Here is a 19,377-nt window from a genome sequence, read left to right as displayed (position 1 = left end):
CGCCCATGGATGGCCGGGGAACCTATCTGACAGGTTGTCAGATCGCTAGGAGTTGAGGTAGGTGAGTACGGCGAGGACGCGCCGGTGGTCCCCGTCGCTGGGCGAGAGCCCCAGCTTCTGGAAGATGTTGCTGACGTGCTTCTCGACCGCCCCGTCGCTCACCACGAGCTGCCGGGCGATCGCCGAGTTCGTCCGGCCCTCGGCCATCAGACCCAGGACCTCCCGCTCGCGCGGTGTCAGCCCCGCCACCACGTCCTGCTTGCGGCTGCGGCCCAGCAACTGCGCCACCACCTCCGGGTCCAGCGCCGTACCTCCCTGCGCCACCCGCACAACCGCATCGACGAACTCGCGGACATCGGCGACCCGGTCCTTGAGCAGGTACCCCACGCCCCGGCTGCTGCCCGCCAGCAGCTCGGTGGCGTACTGCTCCTCCACGTACTGCGAGAGGACCAGCACCCCTATCCCCGGGTACTCCTTCCGCAGCCGCACCGCCGCCCGTACGCCCTCGTCGGTATGGGTCGGCGGCATTCGCACATCGGCCACCACCACATCGGGCAACGCCTGCTCAGCACCGAGGTCCGCCACCGTCTTCAGCAGGGCCTCGGCGTCACCCACCCCCGCGACCACGTCATGCCCGAGGTCTGTGAGCAGACGGGTGAGCCCTTCTCGCAGCAGGACCGAATCCTCGGCGATGACTACCCGCACTCTGTTCTCCACGTGCTCCACGACGCTGCGTCCCCCGCTGTTCCGAGTATCTGAATTGCTGTGCTCGCGGTGCGCACCAATCCCGACCACTGCGCACCGCGCCCGACACCCCCAGCATCCCAGGCCCGGGGCGCGGATGGGGGCCCTGTGGATAACGTGCCCGATCCGGCCACTCAGCCCGAAACCCCGTCACCGGCACGGGACCGGTGGCGGGGCTGCGCGGGGGCGGTACTGAGCCGTGGCCACGGGACCGCGAGAGCTCCTGGGCGGGGCGAGGGGCGAGGGTGTGGCGAGAGGCGAGAGGCGAGAGGCGAGAGGCGAGAGGCGAGCGTCCGGCGAGGGCGAGGGCGAGGGCGGGGGCGGGGGCGGGGCGCGAGAGGCGGGGAACGCCGGAGTGCCCGGTGGTGCCGGGCGGCGGCGGTCAGCCGCGCCAGGGGAGCTCGGCGGTGACCGTCGTCGGGCCGCCGGCCGGTGACGTCACCACCAGGACCCCGTCCACCGCGTCCAGCCGCTCCGTCAGCCCGGCCAGACCGCTGCCGGACGAGACGGCGGCCCCGCCCCGCCCGTTGTCCGTGACCTGGAGCATCAGCCGGTCGGACGTCCGCCACACGTCGACCGACGCACGGGTCGCCCGGGCGTGCTTGCTGACGTTCTGCAGCAGCTCCGACACGGTGAAGTAGGCGATGCCCTCGATGGCCTGCGCGGGCCGCGCGTCCAGGTCCACCTCGACCGTGACGGGGACGGTGCAGCGGGAGGCGATGGCGGAGAGGGCGGCGTCCAGGCCGCGGTCGGTGAGGACGGCGGGATGGATGCCCCGGGCGAGGTCACGGAGCTCCTGAAGGGCGACCTTCACCTCGCCGTGGGCCTCGTCCACCATCCGCGCGGCCGCCTCGGGGTCGTCCGTCAGCTTCTCCTTCGCCAGACCGAGGTCCATGGCGAGGGCGACGAGCCGGGCCTGCGCCCCGTCGTGGAGGTCCCTTTCTATACGGCGCAGGTCGGCGGCTGCGGTGTCCACGACCACGCCCCGGTCCGACTCCAGCTCGGTCACCCGGGCGGACAGCGCGGACGGGCCCAGCAGACCGGACACCATCAGCCGGTCCACCGAGACCAGCCCCCGCACGATCCACGGCGACACCAGCACCAGCACCAGGCCCACCGCGCTGGTCGCCGCCAGCTCGGCGGGGGAGTCCAGGTAGTACGCGTGGGTGCGGTCCCCGTACAGCTGGATGCCGTCGGCCCCCACGAACACCGGGAAGACCCACTGCCACAGCGGGTACGTCAGCGCCATCAGCCCGTACGTCCAGAACGTCACCGACACGCAGAACGTGAACACGGCCCAGGGAAAGTGCAGCAGCGCGTAAAGAAGGTGACGCCAGGAGACCCCGCTCTTGAGGACAGCTCCTATCCACGCCATCGGGCTGCCGCTCTTCCCCCGCACCCGCACGGGCTCCGCCACGTCCAGCTTCAGCAGCCCCCGTGCCCGGGCCCGCTCCATCACGCCGAACCCCCGGCAGACCGCCAGACCGACCGCCAGCAGCGGAACCCCGATGAAGGTGATGAGCAGGCCGGCGCTGACCGATGTCATGGTGATCGCGAAGACGAACATCACCGTGCTCAGCGGCAGGCTCAGCAGGACATGGAGGAGCTCGCGCCAACTGCGCGCCTCCAGGGGCGCGCGCAGCACCGCCGGGAGGAAGTGCTTCACCGGGGCCTGCTCCCGGGGCCCGAGGCCCTGGCCCGTGTGACCCCGCGCGCCCGATCCCTTGTGGTCCCGGGCGTCCGCTCCGTATGCCGTGGCCATGAGTGCCGTCCGTTCCGTCTCTTCTGTCGATCTGCGAAGTGTTCCGCGTCCCTGCTCCGCGCCCGTGCTCGTCCGCCGCGGACCGTGCTCCTTCAAGGGTGCTGGGCCGCCCTCTCCGGCACCATGCGGCCGGTCTCCGTATCCGTACGGGGGTTTTCCCCACCCCCGTACGCCCGGGAAGCTCATGACGCCCGGCTGCCGGCCGGAGCGCGGTCGCGCCAGGGCAGCTCGGCGGTGACGGCGGTCGGCCCGCCCACCGGAGAGTCCAGGACGAACAGCCCGTCCACCGCACCCAGCCGCTCGGCCAGCCCCGCCATCCCCGAACCGCCGTCCATCCGGGCCCCGCCCGACCCGTCGTCCGTGACCTGGATCAGCAACCGGTCCGCCGCACGCCACACCTCGACGGAGGCCGACCGGGCACCGCTGTGCTTGCTGACGTTCTGGAGGAGCTCCGAAACGGTGAAGTACGCAATCCCCTCGATCGCCTCCGCCGGACGCCCCGGCAGATCCACCGACACGCTGACGGGCACGGTGCAGCGGGAGGCGATGGCGGAGAGAGCCGCGTCGAGGCCGCGGTCGGTGAGGACAGCGGGATGGATACCCCGGGCGAGGTCGCGCAACTCCTGGAGGGCGACCTTGATCTCGCCGTGCGCCTCGTCCACCATCCGCGCGGCCGCTTCCGGATCGTCCGTCAGCTTCTCCTTCGCCAGCCCCAACCCCATGGCGAGGGCGACGAGTCGGGCCTGCGCCCCGTCGTGGAGATCGCGCTCGATGCGGCGCAGGTCGGCGGCGGCGGTGTCCACGACCACGCCCCGGTCCGACTCCAGCTCCGCGATCCGCCGCTCCAGCTCGTCCGATGGCGGCAACAGCCCCCGCACCATCGCCCGGTCGGCCGCCGTCAGCCCACGGGCGATGAACGGGAGCACCGGCCACAGGACGATCAGGCTCACCAGCGTCACCGCGAAGGTCAGCACCCCCCACGGCAGCCGTATGAACGCGTACAGCAGAGAACGCCAGCCCACCGGATCCTTCAGCCCCGACCAGAGCCAGGGGAAGACCCCTCCCTCCTGGCGGCCGCGCGGCAACGGACTCGGCTCCTCGATCCGCACCCCGAGCAGCGACCGCGCCCGGCCCCGCTCCACCCGGCCCAGCACCCGTGCGCCCCGCAGCCCGGCGACGAGCACCGGCAGGCCGATCACCGTGACGGAGAGGCCGACACCGACGGCGATCACAAGAAGCGCGTAGACGAACCCGGCGATCGCCATCGGCAGATTGACGAGCAGGTGTGCGATCTCCCGCCAGGTCCACCGGTCGAGGGCGAGGCGGGCGGGCGGCGGCCGGTCGGGGTCCGGTACGGAAGGGCTCATGGTCATGGCACCAGCCTGCCGGGCCGTGTCCCCGCACGCCATGGGGCTCGTGGGTGGCGTGAAGTAGGGATAACCCCACCTGTGTGCGACGCGGCTGCTTACTGTGCGTTTATCAGGGCCTAGACTCCCGTGCGTACAGAGGGGCCTCGGATACGTACGGGGCGACAACCGGATGACGAGGAACGAGGGGTGGACGTGAGGGACGTGGCGTACGTGCCGGAAGTGCCGCACGTGACGTACGTGCCGGTCCACCAACAGACCACCCTCGCATCGGAGTACTTCCAGAGCTACTCGGTGGTCGGCCTGCTCGCGCTGGTCGGCGTCCTGTTCGTCGCCGTCGCGTTCGGGGCGGGACGCCTCCTGCGGCCGGTGGTCCCGACACCGGAGAAGCTTCTGACGTACGAGTGCGGCGTCGACCCGGTCGGTGAGGGCTGGGCCCACACCCAGGTCCGTTATTACGTCTACGCCTTCCTCTACGTCATCTTCGCCGTCGACTCCATCTTCCTGTTCCCGTGGGCCACGGTCTTCGCGGCACCTGGATACGGCGCGACCACGCTGGTGGAAATGTTCATCTTCCTCGGCTTCCTCGCCGTCGGACTGCTCTACGCATGGAAGAAGGGCGTCCTCGCATGGGCCTGACGAGCCGGCCGACCCCCGCAGGACAGCAGCCCGAGCACTCGGCCGATCCGCAGACGGTGGGCGCAGCTGAACCGGTGCTCCTCCCGGACCCCCAGCGCCTCGGCATCCTCTCCCGGCTCGCACCCGAGCCGATGAAGGTGATCCTCAACTGGGGCCGCCGCTACAGCCTCTGGGTCTTCAACTTCGGACTCGCCTGCTGCGCAATCGAGTTCATCGCCGCCTCCATGGCGCGCCACGACTTCATCCGGCTCGGCGTGATCCCCTTCGCCCCGGGCCCCCGCCAGGCGGACCTGATGATCGTCTCCGGCACGGTGACGGACAAGATGGCCCCGGCGGTGAAGCGCCTCTACGAGCAGATGCCCGAACCGAAGTACGTCATCTCCTTCGGCGCCTGCTCCAACTGCGGCGGCCCCTACTGGGACTCGTACTCCGTCACCAAGGGCGTCGACCAGATCATCCCCGTCGATGTGTACGTACCCGGCTGCCCGCCCCGGCCCGAGGCGCTGCTCCAGGGCATTCTCAAGCTCCAGGAGAAGATCGCGCGCGAGTCCCTGGCCGATCGGTACGCGACCGGCCCCGCCGGCGGAGCCCCGTCCACGGCGGCGCTGCGCAGCGGCCTGGTCACCGCACCGACGGCACCGCCGACGACACCCGGCACAGCACCGGGGGAGGAGCAGCGGTGAGCGAACGTCAACACCGGGCCCGCCACACGTACGACCGGCTGCCGGACGCCGTCACCGAGGTCTTCGGCGAGGAGGCGACGGCGGAGTCGGCCTACGACCTGCTCACCGTCGACGTCCCCGCCACGGAGTGGATCACCGCGCTGCGGGCCGCCCGCGACGAACTCGGCTGCAGCTATTTCGACTGGCTCAGCGCCGTGGACGAGCCGGGCACCGGCTTCCGAGTCTGCGCCCACGTCGCGGCTCTCGGCGGCGGCACGGTCCGTCGGCTCATGCTGCGCACCACCGTCCCGCACGACGCGGCCGTCCTGCCCAGCGCGATCGACGTCTACGCGGGCGCGGCCTGGCACGAGCGCGAGACGCACGAGATGTTCGGCGTCGCCTTCGAGGGCCACCCCGACCTCACCCCGCTCCTGCTGCCGGAAGGCTTCGAGGGCCACCCGCTCCGCAAGGACTTCGTCCTGGCCGCCCGGGTCGCCAAGGCCTGGCCCGGGGCGAAGGAACCCGGGGAGTCCGAACACGGCGGCCCCAAGCGCCGCACGATGCTTCCCCCCGGCGTCCCGGACCCGAACGAATGGGGTCCCCTCAAGGGCCAGCTCCCCGCAGCCGTGGCCCGCCCGGGCCGCGCCGCCCGCCCGGCGGCGGCAACCGCCGACCGCCCGCCCCGCCGCACCCGCTCGGCGAGCGAGGGCTCAGCAGCGCAACGCCCACAGACGGGACCGCCCGGGGCCGCTGCTCCTGAGGCTTCCGTACCTGGCGCTCCCGAGCCCGCCTCGCCGGACGCGGCATCACCCGACGCCGTGATGCCGTCGCCCGCGACCGCGCCTCCGGGGGACGCGTCGGCCGGTGACGTACCGCCCGAGGCACCTCCGGCCGCCGCGCGCCCGCGCCGCTCCCGCTCCGCGTCGGACGGCTCGGCGAGCCGGCGCACCCGCGCCACGGACGCCCCCTGGCACGACGCCCAACCGGCGTTCGACGACCCCTCCTCCCAGCCCCTCCGGCGTTCGAGGAGCGGGGGTCCGGGGGCAGAGCCCCCGGTTCGGGAAGGGGCGGGTAGGGGAGAAGCCCCGCGCAGCGGCCCCACCCCCGACCCCGACGCGGCGACGGACAAGACAGATCCCACCGAGCCCAAGCGCGAGCCTCGGCCCGAGCCGGACCCCGACCACCCCCACCCCGCCGGAGGCGATACCGAGTGAACGACGTTCTCGACGTCGCCCTCCGCCTGGCCATCGTCTTCGTCGTGTTCCTGGTCGCCCCCCTGCTCGTGGGCCAGACCGAGCACAAGGTGATGGCCCACATGCAGGGCCGCCTCGGCCCCATGTACGCAGGTGGCTTCCACGGCTGGGCCCAGCTCGTCGCGGACGGCGTGAAGTTCGCGCAGAAGGAGGACGTCGTCCCGGCCGCCGCCGACCGCCGCGTCTTCCAGCTCGCCCCCGCCGTCGCCCTCCTCCCGTACCTCCTCGTCCTGGTGGCCATCCCCGTCGGCCCCGGCGACGGCGCCGTGGGCCAGGTCATCGACGCGGGCATCTTCTTCGTACTGGCCGTGATGGGCATCGGCGTCCTCGGCTCGCTCATGGCGGGCTGGGCCTCCGCCAACAAGTTCTCCCTCCTCGGCGGCCTCCGCACCGCCGCCCAGCTCCTCTCCTACGAACTCCCCATGCTCCTCGCCGCCGCCTCTGTGGCCATGGCGGCCGGCACGGTCTCGCTCACGGGCATCCTCGACGCCTTCGAATGGTGGTGGCTGCCCTGGCAGATCGTCGGAGCCCTGGTCTTCTTCGTCGCCGGTCTCGCCGAACTCCAGCGCCCGCCCTTCGACATGCCGGTCGCCGACTCCGAGATCATCTTCGGCGCGTACACCGAGTACACGGGGCTGCGCTTCGCCCTGTTCCTCCTCGCCGAGTACGCGGGCATCGTCATCCTCTGCGCCCTGACCACCGTCCTCTTCCTCGGTGGCTGGCACGGCCCGTTCGGCGCCGACGGACTCGGCTGGCTCTGGACCCTCCTCAAGACCGCCCTCCTCGCGTTCGTCGTCATCTGGCTGCGCGTCAGCTACCCGCGTCTGCGTGAGGACCAGTTGCAGAAGCTCGCCTGGACCACCCTCGTCCCCCTCGCCCTCGCGCAGATCGCGCTCACCGGCATCGTGAAGGTGGCGATCAACTGATGCCCCCGATCCCCGGATCCGGCCTGGCCAAAGGCCTGGCCGTCACCCTGCGCACGATGACGAAGAAGACCGTCACCGCGCAGTACCCCGACACCCAGCCCGAACTCCCGCCCCGCTCCCGCGGTGTCATCGGGCTGTTCGAGGAGAACTGCACGGTCTGCATGCTCTGCGCCCGTGAGTGCCCCGACTGGTGCATCTACATCGACTCCCACAAGGAGACGGTGCCGCCCGCCGCCCCCGGCGGACGCGAACGCAGCCGCAACGTCCTCGACCGTTTCGCCATCGACTTCTCCCTCTGCATGTACTGCGGTATCTGCATCGAGGTCTGCCCCTTCGACGCCCTCTTCTGGTCGCCCGAGTTCGAGTACGCGGAGACGGACATCCACGAGCTCACCCACGAGCGGGACAAGCTCCGCGAGTGGATGTGGACCGTGCCGGAGCCGCCAGCGCTCGACCCGGGAGCGGAGGAACCGAAGGAGATCGCCGCCGCCCGCAAGACGGCCGACAAACTCGCCGCCCAGCAAGCTCAGCAGAGTGAGGAGGGAGGAACCCCGTGACGCACGCCATCGCATCGCCCTTGGCCGCAGCCGTCGCCGACCACCCCGGTTTCCTCTCCCCGACCGGCGTCGAGATCGCGTTCGTCCTCGTCGGCCTCGCCACCCTCGGCGCCGCCGTCATCACCGTCACGACCCGGCAGCTGGTGCACGCCGCCCTCTGGCTCGTCGTGGCACTCGGTGGGCTGGCCGTCGAATACCTTCTGCTCACCGCGGAGTTCATCGCCTGGGTGCAGGTACTGATCTACGTCGGTTCCATCGTCGTCCTCCTCCTCTTCGGCCTGATGCTCACCCGGGCCCCCATCGGCCGCTCCCCGGACGCCGACTCCGGTAACCGGTGGATCGCCCTCGGGGTGGCCCTCGCCTCGGCGGCCGCGCTGGTCTGGGTCGTGATGGACGCCTTCCGCACCACCTGGATCGACCTCGAAGGACCGGCCCAGGGCTCCACCGCCGTCACCGGAGCCTTCCTGTTCCGGAACTGGGTCCTCCCCTTCGAGGCGCTCTCCGTCCTGCTGCTCGCCGCCCTCGTCGGCGCCATCGTCCTGTCCCGCAAGCACGACACGGACACCGCAGTTCGACGGGACACCGCAGCTCGGCCGGACACCGCGGTCCGGCCCGCCCTGGACCCGGCCGTCCGACGCGGCAAGGAGGAGCAGAGCTGATGCACCTGGCCTATCCCGCCGTACTCGCCGCCCTCCTCTTCTGCACCGGCCTCTACGGCGTCCTCGCCCGCCGCAACGCGATCCTGGTCCTGATGTCCGTCGAGCTGATGCTCAACGCCGTCAACCTCAACCTCGTCGCCTTCGACGTCTGGCTCCGCGACACGCTCCACTCCGGCCAGGCACTCACCCTCTTCACCATCGCCATCGCCGCCGCCGAGATCGGCATCGGCCTCGCGATCGTCCTCGCCGTCTACCGCAACCACGGCTCCTCCGACATCGACCGGCTCCGCGACACCGCCGAGACCGACGACGCCGAAACAGCACGGAGCACCACGAACGCAGAGGCCACCTCGTGACCACGACGACCCTCGCCGCCCTCGTCCCGCTCCTCCCGTTCCTCGGTGCCGTCGCCGGACTCGCGCTCGGCCGCACCGCCCCCGGCTTCGTCCGCCCCCTGGCCATCCTGCCGACGCTCACCGCAGCCGTCCTCGCCGTGATCGTCGCCGTCCGCCAGGGCGGCGGCCGCGCCATCGACGCCGCGACCCAGCTCACCCCCACCGGGTCCGTCCCCATCGACCTGGCCCTGCACCTGGACGGCTTCGCGGTCCTGGTCGCCGTCCTCGTCGGGCTCGTCGCCACCTGCGTACAGCTCTACTCCACGGCCTACCTCCGCGGCGACGCCCGCTACCCCTCCTACGCGGCCCTGGTCTCCCTCTTCACCTCCGCGATGCTGCTCGTCGTCTACTCCGGCGACCTCATGGTGCTCCTGGTCGGCTGGGAGATCATGGGCATCTGCTCGTACTTCCTCGTCGGCCACTACTGGGAGACCCCTGAGGCCCGCGCGGCCTCCCTCAAGGCCTTCCTCGTCACCAAGCTCGGCGATGTCCCTTTCCTCATCGGCCTGTTCGCCCTGGCCGCCGACACCGGCAGCTTCCGGATCACCAAGATCCTGGCGGCCGTCACCAACGGCGGCCTTGACCACCCCACCCTCATCGCCCTGCTGCTCCTCGCGGGCGTCGCCGGGAAGTCCGCGCAGTTCCCCCTGCACACCTGGCTGCCCGACGCGATGGCCGGCCCCACCCCCGTCTCCGCGCTCATTCACGCCGCGACGATGGTCGCCGCCGGGATCTACTTCGTGGCCCGGATGCTGCCCGTCTTCGCCGCCTCCGGCGCGGCCCTCATCGTCCTCGCCGTGATGGCGGCCGTCACGATGATCGGCTCCGGACTCGCCGCCCTCGCCCAGGACGACATCAAGCGCGTCCTCGCCTACTCGACCATCGGCCAGCTCGGCTACATGTCCGGCGCCCTGGCCGTCGCCGACCGCGGCGCCGCCGTCTTCCACCTGATCTCGCACGGTGCGTTCAAAGCCGTCCTCTTCCTCGCGGCCGGCGTCGTCATCCACGCAGCCGGGACCAACTCACTCGCCGCCATGTCCCGCATGGGCGGCCTCGCGCGCCGGATCCCCGACGCCTACTGGACGATGACCGTCGCCCTCCTCGCGCTCGCCGCCATCCCGCCGTTCGCCGGCTTCTTCTCCAAGGAAGCCGTCCTCGTCGCCGCCGAGCACACCGCGCTGGGGGACCGGACCGTCGCCCCCGCCGCCGCGGGCTGGACGATCCTGATCGCCGGGCTGCTCGCCGCCGTCCTCACCGCCGCCTACGCCACCCGCCTCTGGCTCCTCGCCTTCCGCGGCCGCGGCGCCGAACTCCCCGACCACGGCAGGCAGCCCCTCGCCATGACCTCCGTCCTGTGGATCCTGGCCGTCCCCACCATCGCCTTCGGGCTCACCGTCGGCGCGATCGGCGACTGGTTCGACGGGCACGCCCTCACCCCGTCCCTCACCACGGCCGTCCTCTCCACCGGCGTCGGTCTCGTCGGCGGGCTCGTCACCTACGGGGCCTGGCGCCACACCACGGCGCTCGCCGCCCGCACCCCCATCGGTGCCGTCGCCGCCCACCCCGGCGCCGAACCCGCCCTCGTCGAAGCCGAGGCCATGACGTCCCACACCGCCGCCTACGGCACCATCGCGGACGCCCCCGACCCCGCCGACCCCGGACGCCTTCTGCTGGGGCCGCTCCACCGCCACGCGGTCACCGGCTTCCACCTCGACGCCCTGTACACGGCGCTGTTCGTCCGGCCCGTCCAAGGGGCCGCCCGCCTCGTGCGCTTCCTGGACCGCACGGTCGTCGACACCTACGTCAACGGATCGGGCGCCGTCACCCGCCTCCTCGGCACCGCCGTCCGCCGCGCCCAGACCGGAAACGTGCAGACCTACCTCAGCGCCCTGCTCGCCGGTTCCCTCGTCCTGGCGATCGCCGCCGTCGTCTTCGCCAACGTCAACGCGGGGTCGTGACCGTGATCGATATCAGCCCGTCCGTGATGCAGTTCCTTCTCGCGTTCGTCGTCGTCGTCCCGCTCCTCGGCGCCGTCGCGGCCCTGCTCCCCGCCCCGCCCGGGCTCAAGGGGAAGAACCCCGACCAGGCCGTGCTCCGCCACGGCGTGACCGTGACCGGCGCCGTCCTCATCGCCGCGATCGTCCTGACCGCCGGCTTCGACCACGACCACCCCGCCACGATGCAGGCGATCACCGACATCAGCTGGATCCCGGCACTCGACGTCCGCATCCACCTCGGCATCGACGGCATCTCGCTCCCCCTCCTCCTGCTGACCGCGCTGCTGACCTTCCTCTGCGCGCTGTACAGCTACTTCAAGCTGCCCGCGGGCCCCTCACCGAAGGCGTTCGTCGCCCTCGTCCTCGTCCTGGAATCCGGCACTCTCGCCACCTTCGCCGTCCTCGACCTGCTGCTCTTCTTCCTGGCCTTCGAGATGGTCCTCATCCCGATGTACTTCCTCATCGCCCGCTGGGGCGGTGACCAACGGCGCGCCGCCGCCTGGAAGTTCATCCTCTACACGCTGCTCGGCTCGGTCGTCATGCTGCTGGGCCTGCTCCTCATCGGGCTGACGAGCGGCACCTTCGACATGGTGGCACTCGCCACTGACAACGGCCGCGGCCTCACCACATCCGTGCAGGTCACCGCCGTTCTCGCGATCGGCATCGGCCTCGCCGTGAAGACCCCGATGTGGCCCCTGCACAGCTGGCTCCCCGATGCCCACACCGCCGCCCCGACCGTCGGCTCCGTGCTCCTGGCGGGAGTCCTGCTGAAGATGGGAACGTACGGATTCGTCCGGATCCTGCTCCCCGTCGCCCCGGACGGCATGCGAACCTTCGCGCCCTACCTCGCCGCGTTCGCCGTCGTCGGCATCGTCTACGGGTCGCTCGCCTGCCTGGCTCTCGCCCGTAACGGCGCCAAGGGCGACCTCAAGCGGCTCATCGCGTACTCCTCCGTCGGCCACATGGGCTTCGTGCTCCTCGGCATCGCCACCATGACCCCCACCGGAGTCAACGGCGCGCTCTTCGCCAACATCGCCCACGGACTCATCACCGGCCTGCTGTTCTTCCTGGTCGGCGCCATCAAGGACCGTTACGGCACCGCCGACCTGGACACCCTCGCCGGCGCCACCGGAGCGGCCCTCTACGGCCGGGCCCCCCGCCTCGGCGCCCTGCTCGCCTTCGCCGCCGTCGCCTCGCTCGGCCTGCCCGGACTCGCCGGATTCTGGGGCGAGATGCTCACCCTGTTCGGCGCCTACAGCCCCGCCGAAGGCCTCAGCCGCCCGGCGTTCCGCACCTTCATGGCCATCGGCGCGTTCGGCACCCTGCTCACCGCCGCGTACATGCTCATCGTGGTCCGCCGCGTCTGCATGGGCGAGCACACGCCCCACTCCCAGCTCTCGCCCGGCGCCCGCCCCGAGCGGCCGGCCGACGCGTCCCCGACGGCCACCACCCCGCAGCTCACCGACATCCAGAGCTACGAAGCCGCCGCCTGGACCCCGCTCGCCGCCCTCACCGTCCTCGCCGGACTCTGGCCCGCGGTCCTCCTCGGCCTCACCGACCCTGCCGTGCAGAAGCTCCTCGCAGGAGGCAAGTCGTGACCGCGGACCTCAGCACCCCGGGCGCCCCCACCACGGCGGCCGACACGGCCCCCAGCGTCGTCCAGACCATCGACTGGCTCGCCGTAGCGCCCCCCACCCTCACCGCGCTGGCCGCCCTACTCGTCCTCGTCGCCGACCTCTTCCTCCCCGAGCACCGGAAGAAGCTCCTCGGCTACGGAACCCTCACCGCACTCGCCGCGGCCCTCGCCCTCCTCATCCCGCTGCGCGCCGGAGACCGCTCCACCTTCTGCGTCACCACCGGCGCCCAGGCATGCAGCTACACCGCCGACCACTTCGCCCTGGTCATCCAGGCCCTCGTCCTCGGCGGCGCCTTCCTCACCGCACTGCTCTCCCTCGACGACACGCGCAAGCTCCCGGCGGGCGAGTACTGGTTCCTGCTCCTCGCCTCCGCGGCGGGCGCTGCCCTCCTGCCCGCCGCCCGCGACCTCGCCACCCTCGTCGTCGCCCTGGAAGTGGCCTCGCTGCCCGCCTTCGCCCTCGTGGGCATCAAGCGCGGCGACCGGCGCTCCTCCGAGGCCGCGCTCAAGTTCTTCCTCTCCTCCGTCGTCGCCACCGCCGTCATGCTTCTCGGCGTCAGCTTCGTGTACGCGACCACGGGGACCCTGCACCTCACCGAGATCGCCGCCCACCTGGACGACGTGCCTCCGGTGCTCGACACCCTCGCCGCCACCGGCGTCGTCCTCACCCTCGTCGGCTTCGCCTTCAAGACCGCCGCGGCCCCCTTCCACTTCTGGGTCCCCGACACCTACGTGGGCGCACCTCTCCCGATCGCCGCCTACCTCTCCGTGGTCGGCAAGACCGTCGGATTCTCGGGCCTCATCCTCGTCACGGTCGTCGCGTTCCCTTCTTATGCCGACGTCTGGGGGCCGGCCGTCGCCGTCCTGGCCGCCCTCACCATGACCGTCGGCAACGTCGCGGCCCTCCGCCAGAACACCGGCCGCGCCCGAAGCGCCGTGCGGCTCCTCGCCTGGTCCTCGGTGGCCCAGGCCGGCTATCTGCTCGTCCCGGTCGCCGCCGCCGCGTACGCCGGCGACGAACAGATCGGCTCCACCGTCGCGTACGCCCTCATGTACGCCGTCGTGAACCTCGGCGCCTTCGCCGTCGCGGCCCTGGTGGCCCGTACGAAGCCCGGCAACCGCATCGCCGACTACCAGGGGCTGTACGCCACCCGGCCCCTCGCCGCCCTCACGCTCGGCTTCTTCCTGCTCTGCCTGGCCGGACTGCCGCCCGGCATCATCGGGCTCTTCGCGAAGGTCACCGTCTTCTCGGCGGCCGTCGACGCGGGTCTCGGCTGGCTCGCCGTCGTGATGGCCGTCAACGTCGTGATCGCCCTCTACTACTACCTTCAGTGGACCGCGATCCTCTTCAGGAGCCCGGAAAACCCGGAGACGGCAAGCGGAACACCAGCCTCCGAATCGGCGCGTCGATTCCGGTCTCCCGCCCCGCTCACCACGGCAATCGCCCTCACCGCCCTCGCCGGAATCCTCCTCTCCGGCGCCCCGCAGCTCGTCCTGAGGTTCGCCGCCGTCAACCTCTTCTGACGCGAAAGATCGGTTTGCCCGTGGTCGCCGCCACAGGGCAAGGTCATGGCTGCATACGTCCCCGTACACGACGAAGACGTACGAAATCCATGGAGGAGAGAGCAGTGCTGAACGGGTTCAAGGACTTCATCCTGCGCGGAAACGTCATCTCGATGGCGATCGGTCTCGCCGTCGGAGCAGCCTTCACCGCCGTGGTCACCGGCTTCAGCAACGCCTTCATCACCCCGCTGATCGGCGTCGCCACCCGCGGCACCGGAGACTTCAGCAAGGCCTTCTACGAGGTCGACGGAGTGAAGTTCCCCTACGGCCTCTTCGTCAGCGCCGCGATCGCCTTCCTCATCACCGCCGCGGTCCTCTACTTCTGCGTCGTGGTGCCCATGGCCAAGGTGCAGAACCGCTTCGTCAAGGAGGAGGAAGTCGACATCAAGGCCGCCCTCCGCGACTGCCCGCGCTGCTTCAGCGCGATTCCCGCCGTCGCCTCCCGCTGCGGCCACTGCACCAGCGAGGTCGAGCCCGACCCCGAGGCGCTCTCCCTCGCCAAGCTCCCCGTCCAGCGCTGACGCACGCACGCCCACGCCACCCGTACGGCCCAGTGCCGCGCCGTACGGGCCAGGGGCCCGATCCGGCCGGATCACACCGGAGCGGCCCCGCCCTCCGGGCACACGCACAAGGGAACTAGCTCCCCTCGCCTGGCGTTGACCAGTACGGGAGGCTCCACTGGGGGAGTGGAGCACCACCATGCAAAGGGTTCCCCTGCTGCACCATTTGGAGGGCGTACCGTGCACCGCCGGCACAACGGGCTGAAAACCGCCGTACTCCTCGGGGGCCTGTCCGCACTCATCATCATCATCGGCAGCTTCTTCGGACGTACAGGCCTCGTCATCGCCCTCGTCGTGGCCGTCGGCACCAACGCCTACGCCTACTGGAACAGCGACAAACTGGCCCTGCGGGCCATGCGGGCCCGCCCCGTCAGCGAATTCGAGGCGCCACAGCTCTACCGGATCGTCCGCGAGCTCTCCACCGCCGCCCGCCAGCCGATGCCCCGCCTCTACATCTCGCCGACCCAGGCGCCCAACGCCTTCGCCACCGGCCGCAATCCGCGCAACGCGGCCGTCTGCTGCACCGAGGGCATCCTCAAGATCCTCGACGAACGGGAGCTGCGAGGGGTCCTGGGCCATGAGCTCAGCCACGTCTACAACCGGGACATCCTGATCTCCTCGGTCGCCGGAGCCCTCGCCTCCGTCGTCATGTTCCTGGTCAACTTCGCCTGGCTCATCCCCATCGGCCGCTCCAACGACGACGAAGGCCCCGGCATCCTGGGCATGCTCCTGATCATGATTCTGGGCCCGCTCGCCGCCTCCGTCATCCAGCTCGCCGTCAGCCGCTCCCGCGAGTACGAGGCCGACGCCTCCGGAGCGCAGCTCACCGGGGACCCGCTCGCCCTCGCCAGCGCCCTGCGCAAACTCGACGCAGGAACGAAACAGCTCCCGCTCCCCCCGGAGCCCCGGATCGAGACCGCGAGCCACATGATGATCGCGAATCCCTTCCGCCCGGGACAGGGGATGTCCAAGATGTTCTCCACCCATCCGCCGATGGCGGAGCGCATCGCCCGACTGGAACAGATGGCAGGTCGCCGCCCATGAAAACCATCCTGAACATCATCTGGCTCGTCCTGTGCGGCTTCTGGATGTTCCTCGGCTATCTCCTCGCAGGTGTCCTGCTCTGCATCACCATCATCGGTATCCCCTTCGGCCTGGCCGCCTTCAGGATCGGGGTGTACGCGCTCTGGCCCTTCGGCTACACCGTCGTCGACCGCAGGGACGCCGGATCGCCCTCCTGCGTCGGCAACGTCCTCTGGCTGATCCTCGCCGGATGGTGGCTCGCCCTCGGCCACATCACCACCGGCATCGCCCTCTGCATCACGATCATCGGCATCCCCCTGGGCATCGCCAACTTCAAGCTGATCCCCGTCTCGCTCATGCCCTTCGGCAAGGAGATCGTCCGCACGGACCAGCCCTTCACCGCCCGCTAGGACCGGGAAACGCGGCTGACGAGCCAGGAGTGACCGCGTACGCTTCCCCGCCGTGGACAGGCAACGCACGGACCGACAGCTCCGGGTGATCGCCGAGACGACCCGGATCGCCGACGCGCTCGGCGTGGACCTCTGGCTACGCGGCGGCTGGGCCATGGACTTCTTCCTCGGCTCACCCACCCGCGACCACACGGACATCGACTGGTTCGCCCGGATGCGGGACGCCGAACCGCTCACCGATGAGCTGCTGCGGTCGGGTTGGGCGGCGCTCCCCGGTCCACCCGCCGACCAGCAGCGCGACTTCGGGAAACAGGGCGAGGAGAGCAGCTTCGCCCTGCTGAGCGAGGACGACTGCGGCCATGCGGTGGTCGCGGGCGGCCCCTGGGCCGGCGAACGGTGGCCGGACGGCATGCTCGAAGGCCCGCTCGGCCGTATCGGTCCGACGACCTGTCCGGTCATCAGCCCGGCCGCCCAGATCGAGATCAAGCGGATGACGCCGGTCTGGATCCCCGGCCGCCCGCGCCGGGCCAAGGACGCCGACGACATCCGCGTACTGGAGACGGCCCTACGCGACGGTGGTGGGCCGAACCGGTAGCAGCCTGGCGGCACACCGCGACATGTGCGTGCCCTGCCCCCCGACCTGCCCGTCGGCCCTTTCCGTCCTCGTCCACCGACGGCAGCCCACGCAACCGAACGCACGCTCGTTGCGTCTTGTGTTCCAAGACCGAGCAAAGGGTAGGAGCAGCGACATGAGCATTGTCGGTTGGATCATTCTTGGGCTGCTCGCCGGAGTCATAGCCAAGATCCTGCTCCCGGGCCGCGACCCGGGCGGCATCATCGGGACCACCATCATCGGCGTCGCCGGTGCCTTCGTCGGAGGCTGGCTCTCCAGTCAGTTCCTCGACCGTCCCATCAGCACCGACTTCTACGACACCGCGACCTGGATCGCCGCCATCGCTGGCTCCCTGGTCCTGCTGATCCTCTACCGGCTGCTCTTCGGTAACTCCCGCGAACGCCGCTGACCGCTCCCGGGGCTCAACTCAGCCCGGTCTCCCGCAACGTCACATTCAGCCGGCCCGCCCGCATACCCGCGGCCGGGTCGGCCGATCCCGCGTACACCTTCGGCACCCCGTGGAACGCGAAGCGCGACGGGCCGCCGAAGACGAAGAGATCCCCGGACACCAACTCCACGTCCTTATAAGGCTGCCCGCGACCTTCCGGGTTCCCGAAGCGGAACACACACGTCGCCCCGATGCTCAAAGACACCACAGGAGCGCCCGACCGCTCCTCCTTGTCCTGGTGCATCCCCATCCGCGCCGCGTCGTCATAGAAGTTGATGAGCGCGGTGTCCGGAGTGAACGCCTCCGCCGCGCCCTCGTCCTCGTACGCCTCCGCCACCGCCGCACGCCCCAGCGCGACCAGCCACTGCGGCAAGGCGGCCACCGGGGCGCCGTTCACATCGTCGGCGGTACGCGTGTACCGGTACGGCTGCCAGTGCCACCCCAGGCACACCGTCCGCACGGACATCACACCGCCGCCCGGCAGCACTGTGTGCCGCAACGGAACCGGCCCCCGCGCCCACTCCCGGCACGCCGTCACCAACTCCCGCCGCCGCTCCACCGAGAGCCACTCGGGGACGTGCACGGCACCTGGCGCGACCACCTGCCGGGGCCGCGGAAACAGCCCACCCGAAGCAGCCGGAACCCCACGCGAGGCCATCCGTCACACCACCCTCAGCCGCCGGTCCTCGCAACGCGCTCCACACACGCGGCCCCTTCGAGCCCCAGCAGCAACTGCTTGCGCTCCAGGCCACCCGCGTACCCCCGCAACGCCCCGTCCGCGCCGATCACCCGGTGGCACGGCCGTACGACCAGCAACGGGTTGCGCCCGATCGCCGTCCCCACCGCCCGTACCCCCGCGCCCGAGGCCCCGACCTGCGCGGCGACCTCCCCGTACGACAGCGTCTGCCCGTACGGGATCGACTCCAGCACCTTCCAGACGCGCCGCTGGAACTCCGTCCCCACGCCCTCGGCGAACGGCACATCGAACCGCGTCGACCGCCCCGCGAAGTACGCCTCCACCTGCGCGACGACTCCCGCGAACAGCTCGGGCGCCCGGAGCCAGCCGTCCTGGACGACCGCGCCGCCCTTCTGCCCGGGCACGGACAACGACACCAGCCGCAGCCCCCCGGCCGTGCCGTCCGACTCGCCCACCAGCAGCAACTCGCCCAGCGGACTCGCCACCCGCGTGTACACCGTCGTCACGACCGCTCACTTCCCTTACCGCCGAGGACATCGACCCGGATACCGCACCGCGGATCCGGACCGGTACCGGCCAGTCTGCTCCGCACCCCGTCCCCATCACCGGCGGATTTCGGACATGGAGCCAGGCGCGCCCTCTGAACGCGGAGAGGCACCCCGTCGAAATCGGTCCCGACGGCGTGCCCCTTCTCGCTCACGAATCGTCCTACCGGTAGTTCACGAACTGCACGGCGAAGTCGAAGTCCTGGCCCTTCAGGAGCGCCTGCACGGTCTGCAGGTCGTCGCGGCTCTTCGAGCTGACGCGCAGCTCGTCACCCTGGACCTGCGCCTTGACGCCCTTGGGGCCCTCATCGCGGATGATCTTCGCCACCTTCTTGGCGTTCTCCTGGGAGATGCCTTCCTCGATGGTGGCGAAGATCTTGTACTCCTTGCCGGAGAGCTGCGGCTCACCGGCGTCCAGCGACTTCAGCGAGATGCCCCGCTTGACCAGCTTGGACTGGAAGATGTCGAGGATCGCCTTGACCCGCTCCTCGCCGTTCGCCTCCATCAGGATCTTCTCGCCGGTCCACGAGATCGAGGCACCCGTGCCCTTGAAGTCGTAACGCTGGGAGATCTCCTTGGCGGCCTGGTTGAGGGCGTTGTCGACCTCCTGCCGCTCGACCTTCGAGACGATGTCGAAACTGGAGTCGGCCATGACGTGTGGCTCCTTGCGTCGAATGTGCGTGGGATACAGCGCAAAGCCTAGCCACCGCCGCACCCTCCGGCTGCTGATCAATGAGGTGGCGGAGCACCCCTGGCCATCAGGTATTGTTTACGTCGTCGCCAAGGAGCTCACCAGTGGAGATCCGACGCGTCGTTCGAGGCGGTGTGCCCGAGTGGCCAAAGGGAGCAGACTGTAAATCTGCCGGCTCAGCCTACCCAGGTTCGAACCCTGGCGCCGCCACGCGAACGAAGCCCCCGACC

At 70.7% G+C, this 19,377-nt stretch carries 21 protein-coding genes and 1 tRNA gene; 16 read left to right on the top strand and 6 right to left on the bottom strand.

Annotation, left to right across the window (positions count from 1 at the left end; all coding sequences use genetic code 11):
- Nucleotides 1-45 precede the first annotated feature (45 nt).
- From ACK8N7_RS14325 to ACK8N7_RS14315, 3 genes are all read right to left on the bottom strand, one after another.
- Nucleotides 46-705 carry a LuxR C-terminal-related transcriptional regulator gene (locus tag ACK8N7_RS14325; protein ID WP_403216613.1) on the bottom strand — a complete coding sequence of 220 codons (660 nt, stop codon included), beginning with the start codon at nt 703-705 and terminating at the stop codon, nt 46-48.
- A 421-nt stretch (nt 706-1,126) separates the two neighbouring features.
- On the bottom strand, nt 1,127-2,506 hold the full coding sequence (locus ACK8N7_RS14320) for a sensor histidine kinase (RefSeq protein ID WP_500442602.1): 1,380 nt from the start codon (nt 2,504-2,506) through the stop codon (nt 1,127-1,129).
- Between the two features lie 182 nt (nt 2,507-2,688).
- Complete coding sequence (locus ACK8N7_RS14315) at nt 2,689-3,879, bottom strand: sensor histidine kinase (RefSeq protein ID WP_403216467.1); 1,191 nt, start codon at nt 3,877-3,879, stop codon at nt 2,689-2,691.
- Nucleotides 3,880-4,095: 216 nt separating this feature from the next.
- On the opposite strand from ACK8N7_RS14315, the gene ACK8N7_RS14310 reads away from it, so the two are divergent.
- From ACK8N7_RS14310 to ACK8N7_RS14240, 15 genes are all read left to right on the top strand, one after another.
- Entirely contained in the window at nt 4,096-4,512 is a 417-nt protein-coding gene (locus ACK8N7_RS14310; protein WP_403216615.1) for an NADH-quinone oxidoreductase subunit A, read from the top strand.
- Nucleotides 4,503-5,195 carry an NADH-quinone oxidoreductase subunit B gene (locus ACK8N7_RS14305; RefSeq protein ID WP_403216469.1) on the top strand — a complete coding sequence of 231 codons (693 nt, stop codon included), beginning with the start codon at nt 4,503-4,505 and terminating at the stop codon, nt 5,193-5,195. The genes ACK8N7_RS14310 and ACK8N7_RS14305 overlap by 10 nt, the downstream gene beginning before the upstream one ends.
- A complete protein-coding gene (locus tag ACK8N7_RS14300) occupies nt 5,192-6,388 on the top strand; it encodes an NADH-quinone oxidoreductase subunit C (protein WP_500442600.1) in 1,197 nt (398 codons plus the stop codon). The genes ACK8N7_RS14305 and ACK8N7_RS14300 overlap by 4 nt, the downstream gene beginning before the upstream one ends.
- On the top strand, nt 6,385-7,353 hold the full coding sequence (locus tag ACK8N7_RS14295) for a complex I subunit 1/NuoH family protein (protein ID WP_403216473.1): 969 nt from the start codon (nt 6,385-6,387) through the stop codon (nt 7,351-7,353). Before ACK8N7_RS14300 ends, ACK8N7_RS14295 begins: the two co-directional genes overlap by 4 nt.
- Nucleotides 7,353-7,910, top strand: coding sequence for a NuoI/complex I 23 kDa subunit family protein (locus ACK8N7_RS14290; RefSeq protein ID WP_015610667.1), 558 nt, complete (start codon nt 7,353-7,355; stop codon nt 7,908-7,910). Before ACK8N7_RS14295 ends, ACK8N7_RS14290 begins: the two co-directional genes overlap by 1 nt.
- Nucleotides 7,907-8,569: an NADH-quinone oxidoreductase subunit J family protein gene (locus ACK8N7_RS14285; protein WP_500442599.1), complete on the top strand. Its 663-nt coding sequence runs from the start codon at nt 7,907-7,909 to the stop codon at nt 8,567-8,569. The genes ACK8N7_RS14290 and ACK8N7_RS14285 overlap by 4 nt, the downstream gene beginning before the upstream one ends.
- Nucleotides 8,569-8,925 carry an NADH-quinone oxidoreductase subunit NuoK gene (gene nuoK, locus ACK8N7_RS14280; protein ID WP_500442598.1) on the top strand — a complete coding sequence of 119 codons (357 nt, stop codon included), beginning with the start codon at nt 8,569-8,571 and terminating at the stop codon, nt 8,923-8,925. Before ACK8N7_RS14285 ends, nuoK begins: the two co-directional genes overlap by 1 nt.
- The gene (locus tag ACK8N7_RS14275) at nt 8,922-10,922 is read left to right on the top strand and encodes an NADH-quinone oxidoreductase subunit 5 family protein (protein ID WP_500442596.1); all 2,001 of its coding nucleotides are present in this window, start codon (nt 8,922-8,924) and stop codon (nt 10,920-10,922) included. The genes nuoK and ACK8N7_RS14275 overlap by 4 nt, the downstream gene beginning before the upstream one ends.
- On the top strand, nt 10,919-12,559 hold the full coding sequence (locus ACK8N7_RS14270) for a complex I subunit 4 family protein (protein WP_500442594.1): 1,641 nt from the start codon (nt 10,919-10,921) through the stop codon (nt 12,557-12,559). Before ACK8N7_RS14275 ends, ACK8N7_RS14270 begins: the two co-directional genes overlap by 4 nt.
- A complete protein-coding gene (locus ACK8N7_RS14265; protein ID WP_500442593.1) occupies nt 12,556-14,121 on the top strand; it encodes an NADH-quinone oxidoreductase subunit N in 1,566 nt (521 codons plus the stop codon). The genes ACK8N7_RS14270 and ACK8N7_RS14265 overlap by 4 nt, the downstream gene beginning before the upstream one ends.
- 104 nt (nt 14,122-14,225) lie before the next feature.
- Nucleotides 14,226-14,681: a large conductance mechanosensitive channel protein MscL gene (gene mscL / locus ACK8N7_RS14260; RefSeq protein WP_403216617.1), complete on the top strand. Its 456-nt coding sequence runs from the start codon at nt 14,226-14,228 to the stop codon at nt 14,679-14,681.
- A 219-nt stretch (nt 14,682-14,900) separates the two neighbouring features.
- Nucleotides 14,901-15,764 (top strand): zinc metalloprotease HtpX, encoded by an 864-nt coding sequence (htpX, locus tag ACK8N7_RS14255; RefSeq protein ID WP_403216485.1) that lies wholly within the window; start codon nt 14,901-14,903, stop codon nt 15,762-15,764.
- Nucleotides 15,761-16,153: a YccF domain-containing protein gene (locus ACK8N7_RS14250; RefSeq protein WP_403216487.1), complete on the top strand. Its 393-nt coding sequence runs from the start codon at nt 15,761-15,763 to the stop codon at nt 16,151-16,153. The genes htpX and ACK8N7_RS14250 overlap by 4 nt, the downstream gene beginning before the upstream one ends.
- Nucleotides 16,154-16,205: 52 nt before the next feature.
- The gene (locus tag ACK8N7_RS14245; protein ID WP_500442590.1) at nt 16,206-16,748 is read left to right on the top strand and encodes a nucleotidyltransferase domain-containing protein; all 543 of its coding nucleotides are present in this window, start codon (nt 16,206-16,208) and stop codon (nt 16,746-16,748) included.
- Between the two features lie 154 nt (nt 16,749-16,902).
- A complete protein-coding gene (locus ACK8N7_RS14240) occupies nt 16,903-17,175 on the top strand; it encodes a GlsB/YeaQ/YmgE family stress response membrane protein (protein ID WP_403216491.1) in 273 nt (90 codons plus the stop codon).
- A gap of 13 nt (nt 17,176-17,188) precedes the next feature.
- On the opposite strand, the gene ACK8N7_RS14235 is transcribed toward ACK8N7_RS14240, so the two are convergent.
- The 3 genes from ACK8N7_RS14235 to ACK8N7_RS14225 form a co-directional block, all read right to left on the bottom strand.
- Nucleotides 17,189-17,872 carry an alpha-ketoglutarate-dependent dioxygenase AlkB family protein gene (locus ACK8N7_RS14235; RefSeq protein WP_403216493.1) on the bottom strand — a complete coding sequence of 228 codons (684 nt, stop codon included), beginning with the start codon at nt 17,870-17,872 and terminating at the stop codon, nt 17,189-17,191.
- A 14-nt stretch (nt 17,873-17,886) separates the two neighbouring features.
- Entirely contained in the window at nt 17,887-18,417 is a 531-nt protein-coding gene (locus ACK8N7_RS14230) for a methylated-DNA--[protein]-cysteine S-methyltransferase (RefSeq protein WP_403216495.1), read from the bottom strand.
- Nucleotides 18,418-18,619: 202 nt separating this feature from the next.
- Nucleotides 18,620-19,108 (bottom strand): YajQ family cyclic di-GMP-binding protein, encoded by a 489-nt coding sequence (locus tag ACK8N7_RS14225; protein ID WP_403216497.1) that lies wholly within the window; start codon nt 19,106-19,108, stop codon nt 18,620-18,622.
- 167 nt (nt 19,109-19,275) lie between these two features.
- On the opposite strand from ACK8N7_RS14225, the gene ACK8N7_RS14220 reads away from it, so the two are divergent.
- A tRNA-Tyr gene (locus tag ACK8N7_RS14220) sits at nt 19,276-19,357 on the top strand.
- Nucleotides 19,358-19,377: the final 20 nt, after the last annotated feature.

The sequence above is a fragment of the Streptomyces griseobrunneus genome (genome assembly GCF_046713465.1).
GTDB lineage: Bacteria > Actinomycetota > Actinomycetes > Streptomycetales > Streptomycetaceae > Streptomyces > Streptomyces microflavus.
Note: the sequence above shows the minus strand (reverse complement) of the source record. Positions and strands in the feature narration are given on the sequence as shown.